Here is a 15,726-nt window from a genome sequence, read left to right on the forward strand (position 1 = left end):
TCTCGTGGGCTCGGAAATGTGGATAAGGGACCGCCCGTATCCCCACCCCCGGAAAACAACAGAGGCCCCCGACCTTGAACACCGGGAGCCTGAGATGCGGTACAGTGGGCGACGGTTCCGACACCACCCGATGGGGGCGTCGGCGACTTACGCGGGTGTAGTTTAATGGTAGAACATCAGCTTCCCAAGCTGAGAGCGCGAGTTCGATTCTCGTCACCCGCTCCAGAGCGAAGGCCCAGGTCAGAGACCTGGGCCTTGTTTGTGCGATTGATCAGCAAGCTCACCGGCAAGCCTGTGGGTGAAGGTGGTCAGGCCCGAAGAGGCGGTGGTGGAAACCGGCGCGCAGAAGCCCCAGCTTCCGGCAGGTCGCGCAGTACCGCATCGCGCAGCGCCATCGGCGCATCCCGGAGCCGAAGGCACTCCCGGAACGTCTCAAGACCGGGTCCGGCCAGGCTGGACCGCGGTCGGCGCCACCGGTCCGTCGTATCACCAGGGCAGAGGTTCAGGGCGGCGGTCCCACCACCATCCGTGGGACGAAGCGGCGCCCTCCGCCGGAAGAAGCTCCTTGCGGATAGCAGACCGCCGGTGTCATCGACTGTCAGCTCGACGAAGAGGGCGTCCAGAGACGCAAGAGAGTCCCGGAGCAAGACAGTAAGGTCCTGCGGGAGTCGAGTGCGCACCTGCTCCAGTTCGTCGCGCACTTCGAGTCGTTCACCGTAGAGGTCCGGGGGATACCAACCGGAAGGCGCCCACGCGGCTTCCATCTGGCGGACGAGTTTTTCCCACGCACCGAGGCGATCGCTCGCCGTCCAGGCCGGCGATCCCAACGTGCCGGCCTCGTCCGGGTGCATGCGTCGCGAGTTCGCGGCGAAGGCGTCGGCGAGTGGCGTTGCGATCTTCAGTTCGCATACCACTTCCGGAATCCGGGCCACCGTGACATGCGGCAGTCGGCCGACGGGATCCTCCACCCGGTCGATCGTGTAACGAGGTTCGTCATCGGAACCGTACAGGCGTGCTCGCGTGACCAGACCGTCTTCCCTGGCCAGCCAGTACGCGCTCGGCGGCGCTTCTTCGGCGGGGAAGAGAACCACGGTGCCTGCCGCCCGGGCGAAGGCGGACGCCAGGTCGCGCTCGCTGAGGGGCGGTTGCACGGACTCCTGGACACAGATGTCCAGGGACGCGGACACGTCACCCAGCACCGTGACCCTGTCGCAGAACACCAAGGCATCCCAGTGCGCTCGAAGGCAGCGAGAACATGATCACTCGCAGGGCTCCGCGCAGACTCAGCGACGTGACGCATGCCTGGCACGTGAAGCCGGCGTCCGACAACGGTCCGCTGATCCGAGCCGTGCAGCCAGCACTGACCGCCGTGTACGTGCTGCACCATCACGGCGTCTGCGCCGGGAGCGTTCAGCGCCGCAGCGCCGCAGCCGTCGACCTCGTGAGGGCGGTCACGGCCGTATTGCGGGGGGCTCACCCGGGGAGCGAGCCGTTGAGGCCCCGACGCGTGTGAGGCGCCGCGGCGGTTCCGGGCTGCCTGTCGACGCCGGGGTCGCGTCACCCCTGCCGGCAGGTTCCCCCGTAAGACTCCGTCAGCGCTGTTGCCACCCTCGTCGCGTCCCTCTCCGCCGGTTCGGTCGGGTAGCGCGGCAGCAGGTCGTCCCATACGGGGAGCCAGGAGCCTCGGAGTTGGAGGTGGCCCTCGGGGCGCGCCAGGAACCAGATGTGCAGGTGGGCGGCGCCGTCGCCGACGCGGTGGACGTGGACGCGGCCGATGTGCGGGAGGGCCTCCACATGGCGGGCGATGTGCGTGGTCAGGACGCCCAGTTGGGCCGCCATGTCGTCCGGCAGGTCAGCGAGGTCGAAGTGGTCCCTCGGGAGCAGCATCAGGGCCAGCGGGATGCCCACCCCGTCCGACCGGGTCAGACGCCAGCGGTCGTCGTGCCAGACATCGTCGTGCCGGTTGCGGCACATGTCGCAGGCGGCCGGGTCCTCGCCGTGTCGCGGTGGTTCCGGCAGCTGCGGTGGGCGCAGCGGTGCCACTCGCAGGCCGTCGCGTTCGAACGGGCTGCTGTCCCACTCCGTCATGCGGGACAGCGGCAGGCGCAGTTCACCGTCTGCGGCGGTACGGGCGTGGTCGTAGAACTCTTCGGGCGTCAGTGGCATGAGGACGACCGTAATGACGGTGACGCCCTCCGGGGGCATGCGGAGGGCGTCGGGGCGGTCGGCGGAATGCTGTCGTCAGAGGTGGTTCTTGGCTGTCAGGGTCGCTGCCTTGGTGCGGATCGTGGGGAGTTTGTCGTACAGCTTGTCGCCCGGGCACTGGGTGTTGTAGCCGTCGCGGTGGCCGTGGATCGTGGGGAAGGTGAGCTTCGCGCCGAGCTTCCAGTTCTTGTGGAAGTAGTTGCCGCCGTCCGCGCCCGCCGTGAGCGTCGTCGTGCCGGTCGGGTCGATGCCGTACTTACCGAGCTTCCACGCGGCCACCGCCGCCACCGAGTTCAGCACGGCCTCCGGCGGGGTCGTCGAGGTGTACGTGCCGAGTACGGCGATGCCGGTGGTCTGCGAGTTGAAGCCGTACGCGTGCGCGCCGAGGACGGCCCTGTCCACGCCGCCCTTGCGGCCCTCGTAGATCGTGCCGCACTTGTCGACGAGGAAGTTGTAGCCGATGTCCCGCCAGCCGAGCTGCCGCACGTGGTACGCGTGGATCGAGCGGATCACGCTCGGTGCCTGGGCGCACGTGTAGTTGTTGGAGTCGACGGTGTGGTGGACGACCGCCGCCTTGATCGCGCCGCTCGCCGTGTAGACCGGGCTCGCCGGGCTGATCGACTCGTCGGCGCCCCATCCGGCGCGGGTCACGATCGCCGGCTTCGGGGCGCCCGCCGCCGGTGACGTCCCGGAGGACGCCTGGGGTGCGGGCAGAGGCCTCGCGGTGGTGGCACGGCCGGGGTCGATGAGGTCCAGGCGCAGCCCTTCCGGCAGGCCGTGCACGATGTCGTCGCCGTCGATCGAGCGGACCTCCGCGCCGTCCGACGCGCCGACCCACAGCGGGTCGGTGCCGCCCCGGCGCGCCTCGGCGTCACCGGCGCTGTCGTCGGCGTCCAGCGGCGTCCACTCGGACCACTCGTCCGTGTCCACGGAGCGTGTACGGACCTCCAGGGTGCCGGGCAGCGGGGCGTTCGGGTCGTCCCAGGTGACGCCGAGCATGCTGAACGTCTCGGTGTCGGCGTGGAAGACGTCCGTGCCGCCGGGCAGGAACCGCAGCGTGTGCACCTCGCTGCGCGGGGTGGGCGGCGGTGGAGTGGTGTCGGCGTCCCGGCCGTGTGCCGATGCGGTGAACGTGCCCTGGGCCAGCAGGAGGCCCGTGAGCACTGCCGCCGCGAAGCGCGGTGCGCTCCCCATCCGCGTCTCCTTCGCTCGTCGAGAGTGGTGCGGTACGACGAGCAGGAAGTCTGACAAGACGGAGCGGGCCCGCCCCTTTGCCGACACCGTGTCAGGGCCGGGTGGGGGTACGGTCCCCTACGTTCGGGCGACAGTCGTGCGCCGGACGCTGCCCGCTCGGGGCCACGCGCACCGCGCCCGTCGCGCGGACGACCGCCGGGTGGCCCTCACGGTCGGTGGTGCCGAGCACCAGTTCGCCTCCCTCGTACGGGGCGCCGTACAGGACCGCTTCGTGGAGCCGTGTGTCCGGCGCGGCCTCCTCAGGCTCGGCGGCACCGTGCACCGGGTCGGCCTCGCCGTCCACCGCCTTCGCACGGGCCCACAGCAGTGGCGTACGGCCGTCGCCGTCGTCGGCGGCGTGGATCGATGTCCTGCCGCGCTCGTCGACCCGGTCCCGCACCCGCAGCACCGGCACCGGCACGCCCCGCAGGGCGAGCGCGCGACCGCCTGGCCGACCGGCCACCACCTGGCAACGCGGGCGCGCGGGCGACCCGCGCCCGGTGGCACCGCGACCCGAACCGAGGACCGCCCGCACCCCCGTCACAGGCGCCCCGGTCGGCCCAGGTCGTACGGCGGCGCCCCTCACGCCCGGCCCCTCACGCCCGTGCCGGTCCCGTCCCCGCGCCCGTCTCCCGGATCGCGTCGGTGATGTGTTCCAGGTCCGTCACCGTCAGCCGCAGGGAGCCGGCGCCGAGCCAGCCGTCGACCTGGCGGGGGTTGCGGGCGCCGACGATGGCGCCGGTGACGCCCGGCCAGGCCAGCGTCCACGCGACGGCGGCCTCGGCGACGGTCGCGCCGTGCCGCCGGGCGACGGGGCGCAGCGCGTCGGCGAGGCGGAGGTTGGCGTCCAGCCGGGTGGTGAAGTCGGGGTGGCCGGTGCGCCAGTCCTCGGCGGGCAGCGCCGCCACGCGCTCGGCGGAGAACGCGCCGGTGAGCAGGCCGGACTGGAGCGGCGAGTAGACGATCACGCCGGTGTCGTGTGCGTGCGCCCAGGCGATCTCGGGTGCCGCAGAGCGGTTGATCGCGGACAGCGGGGGCTGCACGACATCCACGTGGGCGATCTTCTCGGCGCGTTCCAGCAGGTCGGGGCTGTGGTTGGACAGGCCGATCGCCCGTACCTTCCCTTCCGCCTTCAGGTCGGCCATCACCTGCCAGTACTCCTCCAGCGGGGTGGCGTTCGGGGAGGGTTCGGCCGGGCCCTCCCCCACCGCGGTGAGGGGTTCGCCGGTGTCCGGCCAGTGCACCTGGTACAGGTCGATACGGTCCACGCCGAGGCGGCGCAGCGAGTCCTCCACCTCGCGCCGTACGCTCTCCGGTCTCATCGTCCGCAGCGGTACGCCCTGCGGGTCGCCGTCCTCGTGAACCAGCCCCGCTTTGGTGAACAGGTACGGCCGTTCCGCTTCCGGCAGGCCCGCGACGGCCTTGCCGACGAGTTCCTCGGAGTGGCCGAGCCCGTACGCGGGCGCCGTGTCGATCCAGTTGACGCCGGAGGTGACGGCGTGCCGGATCGCGGCGATCGACTCGGCGTCGTCGGTGGTGCCCCAGCCGAACCGCCAGCCGGCGCCGGACACCGCCCACGAGCCGAAGCCGACCCGGCTGATGTGCATACCGGTGGTGCCGAGGGGGCGGGTCGGGAGAGAGGTCGTCACGTTCATGTCGTCGTCGCTCCAGTGAGGGTGAAAGCGCGGAGAGCAGACGGGCCTTGCGGTCCGGTGCGCTCCCGCGTCGTCGTGTCCCCACCGTCGCCGACACGGCACGGGCGGGCCCAGCGGCAGCGTGTGCCTGGGCACGGCGTGACCAGGCTGAGGCGTGGCGGCCCGCGCCGGCCGCCCGGAATACTGGCCCGCATGACTCTGGACCGACGCGCGGAGCTGGGCGAGTTCCTCCGCTCCCGGCGGGCCCGGCTGCGGCCCGAGGAGCTGGGGCTGCCGGACTACGGGGGCCGGCGGCGGGTGCCGGGGCTGCGCCGGGAGGAACTGGCCCGGCTGGCGGGGGTGAGCGTCGATCACTACGTACGGCTGGAGCAGGGCCGCACGCTGCACTTCTCCGAGGAGGTCCTGGACGCGGTGGCCCGCGCGCTGCGCCTGGACCCCGTGGAGCGGGAGCATCTGTACCGGCTGGCCCGCCCCTGGCCGGGCCCCGCGCCCGGCGAGGACACGGCACCGCAGCGGGTGCGGCCGGGTCTGCGGCGTCTGCTGGACGCGGCCTTCGAGGTCCCGGCGTACGTCGTCGGGCGGGGCACCGACGTCCTCGCCTGGAACGGCCTCGCCGCCGCCCTGATCACCGACTTCGGGGCGCTGCCGCCCCGTATGCGGAACAAGGCCCGCCTCGTCGTGCTGGACGAGGGCATGCGCGAGCTGTACGCCGACTGGCCGGGCAAGCTGCGGGACGTGGCGGCGTATCTGCGGCTCGACGCGGCCCGCCACCCCGGCGACCCGGCCACGGCGGAACTGGTCGCCGAACTCTGCGCGGCCAGCCCGGAGTTCCGCACCGCGTGGGCCGAGCACCGGCTGAAGGACAAGACGCACGGGCGGTACGTCTACCGGCACCCCGTCGTCGGTGAACTCGACCTCGGCTACGAGACGCTGCGTCTGCCCGACGACCCCGACCAGGCGCTGATCGCGTACACCGTGCAGGAGGGCTCCCCCTCCGAGACCCGGCTGCGGCTGCTGGCCGCGTGGGCCGGCCGGCGCGTACCGGCCAACGGCTGAGGCAGCCCCGTCGGCCGCCGGTCAGGCGGCCCGTCAGGCCGACCGTCGGGCGGCCGTTCCGGCCGGTCACGCGGCGGTCAGGCGCTCGCCAGCGCCTCGACGACCCGGCGTGCCGTCGACACACTGGACTGCGGGTTCTGACCGGTGATCAGGTTGCCGTCCACGACGACCGTGTCGGACCAGGGCGCGCCCGGCTTCACGACGGCGCCCCGCTCGGCGAGCCTGCTCTGCACCAGCCACGGCGTACGGTCGCCGAGCCCGCCCTGCCGCTCCTCCTCGTCGGTGAACACGGTCAGACCGCGCCCCGCGAAGACGAAACCGCCGTCGTCCTTCGTCGCGCTGAGCAGCCCGGCGACACCGTGGCACAGCGCTGCGACGATCCGCCCGCGCGCGTCGGCGTCGGCGAGCAGCGCGCCCAGGCGGGCGTCGCCGGCGAGGTCGGCCATCGGGGCGTGACCGCCGGGCAGGTACAGGGCGTCGTGGTCGGCGGCGCGTACGGCGGGCAGGTCGAGCGGGGCGGACAGGTCCGCGTCGATGGACTCCAGGTACGCCTTGAACTCGGCGGCGTCGGCGGCCTCCACACCGCCGCGCTCGTCCAGGGAGATCGGGTCGACGACGGGCCGCGCGCCGCCCGGCGTGGCGATGCGCACCGTGTGCCCGGCCTCGGTGAGCACCTTGTGCGACGCGGCGACCTCCTCCGCCCAGTAGCCGGTGGGGTGGCTGCTGCCGTCGGCCAGGGTGAGTGTGTCGGCGGCGGAGAGGATCATCAGGATCTGTGCCATGGGGGTTGTCACGTCCTCGTGTACAGGGGGTTCGGCTTTTCGGGACTGCCCCGGCCCTGCTGTGCGGACCGATCGAGATCGTTCGGGACCGTTCAGGACTGTTCTGGGCCGGTCGGGACCGTCCTTCCTGGGCCGGTCGGGACCGTTCGGGACGCCCCCCAGCGTGCATCGCCGGACCCGACACAAGCACCCCGCATCCATAAGAACCCTTATGTATCGTCGCTTGTGTGAAGGACCTGGATCTGGTCGCGACGTTCCTGGAGATCTACCGCCGCGGCTCGCTGACGGGCGCGGCCAAGGCGCTCGGCCTGTCGCAGCCGGCGGTGAGCGGGCAGCTCGTACGGCTGGAGGAGCAGGTGGGCGGCACGCTGTTCACCCGCTCGCGCAACGGCGCCGAGCCCACTCCCCGCGCCCATGAACTGGCCCGCCGGGTCGGCCCCCACCTCGACGGCCTGCGCCAGGCACTGCGCACCGACGACGAGGACGCCGTACGCGGGACCGTACGGCTCGGGTCGGCGGCGGAGTTCGCGGGCGCCCGCCTGCTGCCCGCGCTGGCGCCGCTGACCCGGCACGGCCTCACCGTGAAGCTCACCCTGGACCTGGCCGAGCCGCTGCTCACCCTCCTCGCGGAGGAACGTCTCGACCTGGTGGTGTCGTCGGTCCGGCCGCCGCCGACGCTGCGGGGGCTGACCGCGATGCCGTACGTGGACGAGGAGTTCGTGCTGGTCGGCGCCCCCACCGCGGCCCGTACCGTCGATCCGGACCTGCTGGAGGACGACCCGGTCGCCGCCCTCGCCCACCTCCCGCTCGTCACGTACGCCGCCGAGCTGCCGATCATCCGCCGGTACTGGCGCAGCGAGTTCGGCCGCCGGCCCCCGAACCCGGTGGCGGTCGTCGTACCCGATCTGCGCGCGGTGCTGACCGCGGTGGCGGCCGACGCGGGCATCTCCGTCCTGCCCCGCTACCTCGCCGAACCCGCCCTCCGCTCCGGCGCCCTGGAACAGCTCCACCGCAGCCCGGTCCCGCCCCTCAACACCCTCTACCTCGTCACCCGCACCGGACCCCTGCCGCCGCCGGTCCAGCGGGTACGGGCCCACCTCGTCGACCAGGCCGCCGACTGGGGGCCGCTGTGACCGGGCCCCCGTGACGTTCTGATCGGCCCCGGAGGGGGCGCGGTCACGCCCCCGTACGGGGTCCCGGTGCCGGCGTCGGGCTGAGCGGGGCCCCTTCCGGGGCGGACGGGGCGGGCGTCGGCGCGCGGGGCAGCCGCGCCGCGGCGGCGAAGCCGGCCAGGGCGGGCCACCGCCCACGCCGTGCACGCCGTCCAGTCTCCGGGCCGGCCACGACCGGTCGCCTCACCCAGCCGGGGTGAGCGGATCTCCGTCCGGCTTCGGCTCCGGCCCACCCGCCCCGCGCCTCTCATGACCTCTCATGCCGTATACGAAATACCGCATACCGCACACAATCCCCGCGCACGGGATCCGAGCAGCCCCCGGCCGTCTACCGCATACCGTCCACCACCCGCCCGTCCACCCGGCCGTGCCCGAGCCCGTCCCGGCCTCCCGCGCCCCGCTCCCGCGGCAGCGCCAGCAGCATGCGTGGATCAGCGGCCCGTGTGATCGCGGCCTCGACCGCCGCCACCCGGTCGGCGAGCAGACCGAGCGCGGCGACCGCGCGGACCAGCGGGTCCTCCTCGGCCCCGCCGAGGGTCTGGGTGCGGACGTACGACGCCTTCAGTTCCGCCCACCGCGCGCGCTGCTCCGGCGTGAGCGTGCCGCGCAGCTCGGCCAGCTTCAGCAGGTTGGCCTCGGCGCCGCCGGTGAGGGTCTGCGCCTCGGCGGTGTAGTGGTCGTCGACGACGGCCGCGACCTCGGCGTCGTTCATGGCGGGCCGGATCCGCTGGGCGATCTTGTTCATGGTGCGGTAGGAACCCTGGAGGCGGAACGGCGGCTCGGTGCGGGTCGCGTCGGACTGCGCGGCCGAGGCGATGTACGCGGCGTTGACGGCGAGGACGGTCTCCCGCACCCGCAGCAGATGCCGCAGCACGGACACGATCTGTTCCGCTTCCGCCGCCGCATACGGATGCGTGAGCCGGTCCGGCCGGGCCGTCGAGTCGCCCTCGGCGAGCCGCACGAACAGGTCGAGGTCGGCCCGGTCCCGCCCGGCGAGCGGCGCGAGCACCGGGTTGGAGGTGAGCGCGTTCTCCAGGAAGCTGAACGCGAACGCGTCCTCCTTGCCGGTGAGGACATCGCCCAGGTTCCACACGTCGGCGCGGTTGGCGAGCATGTCCGGCACCTGGAAGCGGGCCCCGGACTCGGTGTAGGGGTTGCCGGCCATGACCACCGCGAACCGCTTGCCGCGCAGGTCGTAGGTGCGGGGCTCGCCGTTCCACACGCCGTCCACGCGTCGGGTGGCGTCGCACAGCGGGATGAACTTCTGCAGCAGTTCCGGCGAGGTGTGCTGGATGTCGTCCAGGTACAGCAGGGTGTTGTTGCCGGCCGCCAACGCGAAGTTGATCTTCTCGATCTCCTGGCGTGCGGTGGCGTTCGGGGCCTCCGCCGGGTCGAGCGAGGTGACACCGTGACCGAGGGCCGGGCCGCTGACCTTCACCAGCATCAGTCCGAGCCGGTCGGCGACGTACTCGATCAGCGTGGTCTTGCCGTAGCCGGGCGGCGAGACGAGCAACAGCAGACCGCCGGTGTCGGTGCGCTTGGCGGTGCCGGCCGTGCCGAGCTGCTTGGCGAGACTGTCGCCGACCAGCGGCAGATACACCTCGTCGACCAGCCGGCCCCGCACGAACGACGCGAGCGAACGGGGGCGCAGCTCGTCCAGGCGCAGCCGGGCCCGTTCGGCGGCGACCAGGGCGGTACGGCGCCGCTGCAACTCGCGGAACGCGGGCACGTCCTCGTCGGCGAACCGGCGTGTGCGGGCGAGGAACTCGTCCACGCGCAGCGGCATCCGCCGGTCGCTGATCCGCGGGTGTGTGCCGAGCAGGCCCTCGACGACGGTCTCCGGTACCGCGTCCGACACATGGCGCGGCAGGCCGGGGCAGAGCACCGCCGCGACCGCCTCGGCCAGGTCGCCGTCGGTGACGTCGAGCCCGTTCGCGTGGGCGTACGCCGACAGCCAGGCCTCGGCGAGCTGGCGGCGCGCGGCGTCGTCGTCGACGGCGGCCAGATCGGCGTCGAACGCGGCGCCGTCCACGGTGCGGCGGAAGCCGTCCAGCAGATCGCGGCCGGAGGCGGCGAGGACGAACCCGTCGGGGCCGGTCGTCAGCTCGTCGAAGAGGTACTCGGCCGCGGCGTCCGCGTACGGTCCGCCGATCGCGGCGGCCAGCTCCCGCCGTAGGTCGGCGATGGCGGGCGCCAGACCGAACGTGTCGCGGGCGCGCGCCATCGACACCGCGCGCCGCGTCCACACCGCCCGCCGCTCCTCGTCGATGCCGTGCGCCCAGTACAGCTGGGCGGCGGCCCGCGCGGCCGGCTCGTGCCGCAGCAGGCCGGCCTTGTCGTACAGGGGCAGCAGCGCGGTGAGGATGAGCGTGGCGTCGTGGTCGTGGACGCCCTGCTCGTAGCCCTCGTCGTACGCCTCCCTCGCCGCCTCCGTCACCAGCACGGCCAGATCACCGGCCGAGGCCAGCGCGTCGGCGCCGTGCTCGCGCAGCAGCCGTGCCGCCAGATGCTCCGCCCGGTACACCTGCGGCGACTCCGACGGCAGCCGCCGGTCGGTGAGGGCGCCCGTGCCGGTCAGTGCGGGGTCGGTGACGGGGGCGCGGTAGTCGGTGCCGGTCAGCGCGAAGGCGAGGCCGTCGCCGTGCGGGACGAGGGTCAGGTCGAGGGGCTGGGTGGTGACGGCGAACCGGTGGGCGCCCAGGCGGATGGTGCGGCCGTCGTCGCCGTACAGCTCGCCCCGGTCGCGCAGCGCCCGCCGTGCCTCCTGGCGGGCCGCCTTGAGCCGGCCGTCGAGTTCCTCGGCGCGCACGCTGTCGCCGAGTCCGCGCAGTTCCTCTGCGGTGCGGCGGACCTTGGCGACCATCGGGTCGGAGGCGAACCAGGTGCTGACGGCGTCCTCGTCGGGCAGGGTCGCGGCCCGGCGGGTGACGGCGTCCAGGACGCGGGCGGCGGCGTCGGCGAGCTGTTCGGCGCGGCGGGCGCGGGCGTCGAGGAGGTTCTGCTTGCGGGCGGCGAACGCCTCGTACACCTCGGCCCGCTTGTCGGCGAGTTCGGCGAGGAAGTCGTCGAACTCGGCGAACCGGGACTCCAGTTCCTCCAGCCGGTTCAGTACGAACGCGAGCTGCTCGTCGCACTCGTCGGGGGTGCCGGCGGCGGTGAGCGCGCCGGTGATGTGCTGTCCGAGCAGGCCGGACTCGGCGGCGAACCCGGCGCGGCCCTCGCTGTCGCGCAGGGTGCGGCAGCGGGTGTCGAGGAGGGCGCGGGCCCGGTTGACGGCGGCGAGGACCTCGGCGGTGCGGGACAGCACGGACGTGCGGACGGTGGCGTCGGCGATGTCCAGGCCGGAGACGACCTCGGTGACGGTGCGGATCCGCGCGGCGAGTTCGTCGATGCGCTCCCGCAGCGGTTCGGCCTGTACGAGCGCGTCGATCCGCTCGGCGTCGTCGGCGAGGCCGGCCAGCTCCCGCAGCTGCGGCGCGAACGCGTCGTCGCGGTCGAGGGAGGCGACGGCGCGGTGCCCGAACGCGTCCAGGTCGGCGGCGGCCCGCTCGGCGAGGTCGTCGATGCGGGCGGTGTCCGCGTAGCGCAGGTCCTTCAGGGTGAGCAGATGGCCCTGGGCGCGGCGCAGTTCGGTCAGTCCGGTCACCCACGCGGCGGCGTCGCGGGGGGTCTCGCCGCGCAGCCGGCGCACCACGGCGGCGAGCCGTTCGGCGGCCTCGTCGACGGCGTCGGCGGCCTGCCGGGTGAGGGTGCGGACGGTGTCGAACTCGGCGAGGACCTGCTCGGCGGTGTCCCGCACCGCGTCCAGCGGGGTGCGCAGATCGCCGAGGTCGGCCTCGCCCAGCCAGTGATGGGTGTCGGCGGCGCGCACGCAGGCGGCGACGAGGGCCGTGTACATCTCGCCGGTCGGTGTGGTCTCGGCGGCGGTGCGGGCGAGGGACAGGCAGTCGGCGATGCCGCGGACCAGGTCGGCGTTGCCGACGCGGGCCAGCGCGCCCTCGCCGACGGGCTGGGCGGCGGCCCAGGTGTCGGAGGCGTACGGGCTGGTCCACAGCTGTAGCGGGTGCACGCGGGCCGGTTCGTCGCCGTCCTCCCGCAGCACGATCAGGGTGCCGTCGTCGAAGCGGGCCCAGCCGGTGCAGGGCAGCGGGGCGGCGACCTCCTCGCGGACGGTGTGGTACGACAGCAGCAGGCAGTGCGCCCCGGTGGGGGAGCGGAACGCGTACAGCACGTCCTCCCCGTACGGGGAGCGCAGCTCGGCCTCGAACCGAAGACCGGTGGTGTCCACGTCGAACGTCTTGTGCGTGCCGCCGGCCAGGCAGTAGCCGCCGGGGAAGACGACGCCGCGGTCGTCGGGGAGGCGGCGGCAGGCCTGCCCGATGCCGTCGAGGCGTACGACACCTCGGGTGAGGGTGTCGAAGACGAAGTACCGCTCGGTGTCCTCCTTGTAGGGCAGGACGCGCAGCAGGATCAGCGCGCCGACCCGGGCGTGCGCGATCTCCGCGTCGGCGAGGGACTGCAACGGCTCGTCGACGGGCTCCCCGTACAGCTCGGCGGGCTCCTCGTCGCCGGCGTCGGCGATCGTGAGGGTGCCGCCGACGGTCGAAACGAGGATCGCGTCCTGGATGCGCACGGCGGGCCGGGCGCCGCCGAGGACGTGGTCCTCGCGGGTGGTGCGGATCCAGTCGACGTCGTGGGACGGCGGGAAGACGTCGTCGCGTTCACCGCGCGCGTCGAGGAACCGCACCCGCCCGTCCGCGGTGAGCGCCCAGCGCAGGACGCGGATGTCCTCGGCCTTCTCACCGGTGCGGAACACCGCCAGCAGCCGGTCGCCGACGCGGCGCAGCCGCAGCAGGCGGGCCTGACGGTAGTAGCGGTGCAGGGCGGTGAACTCCCGTACGAACTCCGGGTCGTCCAGCAGTCCCGGCACGGCGTCGGCGCCCAGCGGGGCCAGGGCGCGGTCGCGCAGCTCCAGCACATGCGCCACGTCCGGTTCGCCGTCCAGCCCGGCGGTGTCGCTGCTGCCGACGAGGAGCGTGTCACCGACGGCGACCAGGTCGCGCAGTACGGCCGCGTGCTCGGTGCGCAGCCGCTCGGTGCGGTCCAGGCCGAGCCGGACCGTGCCGAACTCCTCGGTGCGGCGGGCGTCCAGCTGTTCGGCGCGGCGGGCGAGTTCGGCGACCTGCGCGGTGAGACGGTCGCGGAGCACCTCGTAGGTGCCGGTGTCGGCGGTGTCGTACGCGCCCGTCTCCAGGACGGAGGTCATGGATCGTGCGTCCTTTCCTCGGGCGTGGGCCGGGAGCCGCCGTCCCCTGTGCGGCGGCTCCCGGCCCACGGGTCGTCAGGCTCGGGCCGTGCCGTTGAGCGCGGTGAGCGGTGTGTCGGCGAGGCCCAGCTCGCCGGCCTTGTCGAGGAGCGTCTTCCAGCGGGCGCTGTCGGGGCCGCCGCTGTTCATCAGCTTCATCAGCGCGGCGGACACGGTCAGGTTCCGCACATCGGCCGTGGAGACCCCGCCGAGGATGCGGCCCAGGTCGTCGGTGAAGTCCGCTGTGCCGTCCAGCCACGGCCCGGCCAGCTTGCGGGCGGTGTCGGAGTTCTCCACGAACCCGTCGACGCCCTTGCCGAGGGAGATCGCGCCGACCAGCTTGTCGAAGAAGACGGACTCCCCGCCGACGATGTCGATGTCGGCGTTCTCCAGCCCGGTCGCGAGCACGGTGGCCTGCGCCTCGGCGATCTGCCGCTGCGTCTCCAGCCCGGCCAGCCGGATGTCCTTCTCCGCCTCCAGCCGCAGCCGGTACTCCTCGTGGGCGCGGGACGCCTCGTCGAGGGCGGCCATCGCGGCGGCCTTCTCCGTGAGGCCCTCGGCCTCCGCCTTCAGCTTCTCGCCGATGGCCTGCGCCTCCGCGAGCGCCTTCGCCCGCGCGCCCTCGGCCTCCGCGCGCAGCCGCGCCTGCGTGGCCTCGGCCTCGGCACGGCCGGCCTTCTCGATGACGTCGGCTTCCTTCTCGCGTACCTGCACGGCGGCCAGGCCCTCGGCGGCGGCCTCCGCCTGCACGGCCTCCGCGAGCCGCAGCTTGGCCTGCGCGTCCAGGTCGGCGCTCTTCAGCCGGGCCTCGGCGAGGGTGAGTTCCTCGGCGGCGCGGTGCACGGCGGCCTGCTCGGCGGCCTCCGCGGCCTTGATGTCCTTGACGAGCTTCTCCTGCGCCTCCGCCTCCGCGGCGATGACGACGGCCTGCCGCTCCCGCTCGGCCTCCTCCACGGCCCGCAGCTTCTTGATGGCCTCCTCCTGCTCGGCCACCGTGCGGTCCACGGCGACCCGCTCCCGGATCACCTCGGCGATCTGCCGCTTCTCCGCCTCGACCTCCTTCTCGGCGGCGATCTGCGTCAGCTGCGTCTCCCGCTCCCGTGCGATGACCTCCAGCTGGCGGTCCTTCTCGATCCGCTCGTTCTCCACGGCGATGACCCGCTCGCGGTTCTTCGCTGCGACCGCGACCTCACGGGCCTGGTTCTCCCGCTGGATGCCGAGCTGCTCCTCGGTGCGCAGGAACGCGGACTGGGCGCGCAGCCGCTCCTCCTCGACGACGCGGGCCGTCTCGGCCTCCTCGCGGGCCCGTACGGTCTCGATCTCCCGCTTCTGCTTGATCTCCGCGTCGGCCTGCCGGCGCTCCAGCTCCAGGATCGCCTCGCGGGCGTCGACGTTCTGCCGGGTGATCTCCTTCTCCTCGGTGCGCTGCGCCTCGTTGGTGCGCACGTGCTCGACCGCCGTCAGTTCGGTGATCTTGCGGATGCCCTGGGCGTCGAGGACGTTGGCCGGGTCGAGCTGGCCGATCGGCGTCTGCTCCAGGTAGTCGATCGCGGCGTCCTCGAGGTGGTAGCCGTTCAGGTCGACACCGATGACCTCGATGATCCGGTACCGCAGTTCCTCACGCTTGGTGTAGAGGTCGGTGAAGTCCATCTGCTTGCCGACGGTCTTCAGCGCCTCGGAGAACTTGGCGTGGAACAGCTCCTGGAGGGTGCGCTGGTCGCTGGCGCGCTGGGTGCCGACGGCCTGGGCGACCTTGATGACGTCCTCGACGGTCTTGTTGACCTTGACGAAGAACGAGATGCGGATGTCGGCGCGGATGTTGTCGCGGCAGATCAGGCCTTCCTTGCCGGCCCGGGTGATCTCGATGGTCTTCACCGAGATGTCCATCACCTCGGCCTTGTGCAGCACCGGCAGCACGACCTGCCCGGTGAAGGTCACGTCGACCTTGCGCATCTTGGAGACGATCAGTGCCTTGCCCTGCTCGACCTTGCGGAACAGCTTGGACACGACGAACAGCACGACGGCGACGAGCAGCAGGAAGACGGCGGCGAGCGCGCCGATGACAGTCATGGCATACGTCCTTCAGGGATCAGGGAGGGCGTAGGAGGCGGGGTCGGCGACCGGGTGGGCGGGGCCGGTGTGTGCCGGACCTGCCGGGAACGGACGGGACGACCGGGACGGACGGGACCGGGCGGGCGAGCCGGGTGGTCCGGGCCGGGCGGGTGAGCCGGACGGTCCGGGCGGTCCGGGGTGTGCGGGACCGGAGCCGGGCGGCTCGGGACGGGCGCGGCCGGCGAGCGGGCCGCGCCCGTCCCGAG

At 73.1% G+C, this 15,726-nt stretch carries 10 protein-coding genes and 1 tRNA gene; 3 read left to right on the forward strand and 8 right to left on the reverse strand.

Annotated elements, in window-relative coordinates; genetic code table 11:
* Positions 1-151 precede the first annotated feature (151 nt).
* Positions 152-225 (forward strand) — tRNA-Gly (locus tag MTQ10_RS17495).
* A gap of 83 nt (positions 226-308) precedes the next feature.
* Here MTQ10_RS17495 and MTQ10_RS17500 read toward each other — a convergent pair.
* The 5 genes from MTQ10_RS17500 to MTQ10_RS17520 all read right to left on the reverse strand — a co-directional run bounded on the left by MTQ10_RS17500 (position 309) and on the right by MTQ10_RS17520 (position 5,093).
* Complete coding sequence (locus MTQ10_RS17500) at positions 309-1,220, reverse strand: hypothetical protein (protein ID WP_247469131.1); 912 nt, start codon at positions 1,218-1,220, stop codon at positions 309-311.
* A 337-nt stretch (positions 1,221-1,557) separates the two neighbouring features.
* Positions 1,558-2,166 (reverse strand): hypothetical protein, encoded by a 609-nt coding sequence (locus tag MTQ10_RS17505; protein WP_247469132.1) that lies wholly within the window; start codon positions 2,164-2,166, stop codon positions 1,558-1,560.
* Between the two features lie 75 nt (positions 2,167-2,241).
* A complete protein-coding gene (locus MTQ10_RS17510; RefSeq protein WP_247469133.1) occupies positions 2,242-3,399 on the reverse strand; it encodes a peptidoglycan recognition protein family protein in 1,158 nt (385 codons plus the stop codon).
* Between the two features lie 91 nt (positions 3,400-3,490).
* A complete protein-coding gene (locus MTQ10_RS17515) occupies positions 3,491-3,901 on the reverse strand; it encodes a hypothetical protein (protein ID WP_247469135.1) in 411 nt (136 codons plus the stop codon).
* 133 nt (positions 3,902-4,034) lie between these two features.
* Complete coding sequence (locus tag MTQ10_RS17520; protein ID WP_247469137.1) at positions 4,035-5,093, reverse strand: aldo/keto reductase; 1,059 nt, start codon at positions 5,091-5,093, stop codon at positions 4,035-4,037.
* Positions 5,094-5,285: 192 nt separating this feature from the next.
* Between MTQ10_RS17520 and MTQ10_RS17525 the strand changes: the two genes are divergently transcribed.
* Entirely contained in the window at positions 5,286-6,149 is an 864-nt protein-coding gene (locus tag MTQ10_RS17525) for a helix-turn-helix transcriptional regulator (RefSeq protein ID WP_247469138.1), read from the forward strand.
* 77 nt (positions 6,150-6,226) lie between these two features.
* On the opposite strand, the gene MTQ10_RS17530 is transcribed toward MTQ10_RS17525, so the two are convergent.
* The gene (locus tag MTQ10_RS17530; RefSeq protein ID WP_247469140.1) at positions 6,227-6,931 is read right to left on the reverse strand and encodes a type 1 glutamine amidotransferase domain-containing protein; all 705 of its coding nucleotides are present in this window, start codon (positions 6,929-6,931) and stop codon (positions 6,227-6,229) included.
* A gap of 227 nt (positions 6,932-7,158) precedes the next feature.
* Here MTQ10_RS17530 and MTQ10_RS17535 point away from each other — a divergent pair, with 227 nt between their 5' ends.
* On the forward strand, positions 7,159-8,064 hold the full coding sequence (locus MTQ10_RS17535; protein WP_247469142.1) for a LysR family transcriptional regulator: 906 nt from the start codon (positions 7,159-7,161) through the stop codon (positions 8,062-8,064).
* 367 nt (positions 8,065-8,431) lie between these two features.
* On the opposite strand, the gene MTQ10_RS17540 is transcribed toward MTQ10_RS17535, so the two are convergent.
* Together MTQ10_RS17540 and MTQ10_RS17545 are read right to left on the reverse strand one after the other, a co-directional pair.
* On the reverse strand, positions 8,432-13,369 hold the full coding sequence (locus MTQ10_RS17540) for a DNA repair ATPase (RefSeq protein ID WP_247469143.1): 4,938 nt from the start codon (positions 13,367-13,369) through the stop codon (positions 8,432-8,434).
* A gap of 75 nt (positions 13,370-13,444) precedes the next feature.
* Entirely contained in the window at positions 13,445-15,478 is a 2,034-nt protein-coding gene (locus tag MTQ10_RS17545; protein WP_247469145.1) for an SPFH domain-containing protein, read from the reverse strand.
* Between the last annotated feature and the right edge of the window lie 248 nt (positions 15,479-15,726).

This window comes from Streptomyces sp. XM83C, from assembly GCF_023072675.1.
Classification (GTDB): domain Bacteria; phylum Actinomycetota; class Actinomycetes; order Streptomycetales; family Streptomycetaceae; genus Streptomyces; species Streptomyces thermocoprophilus.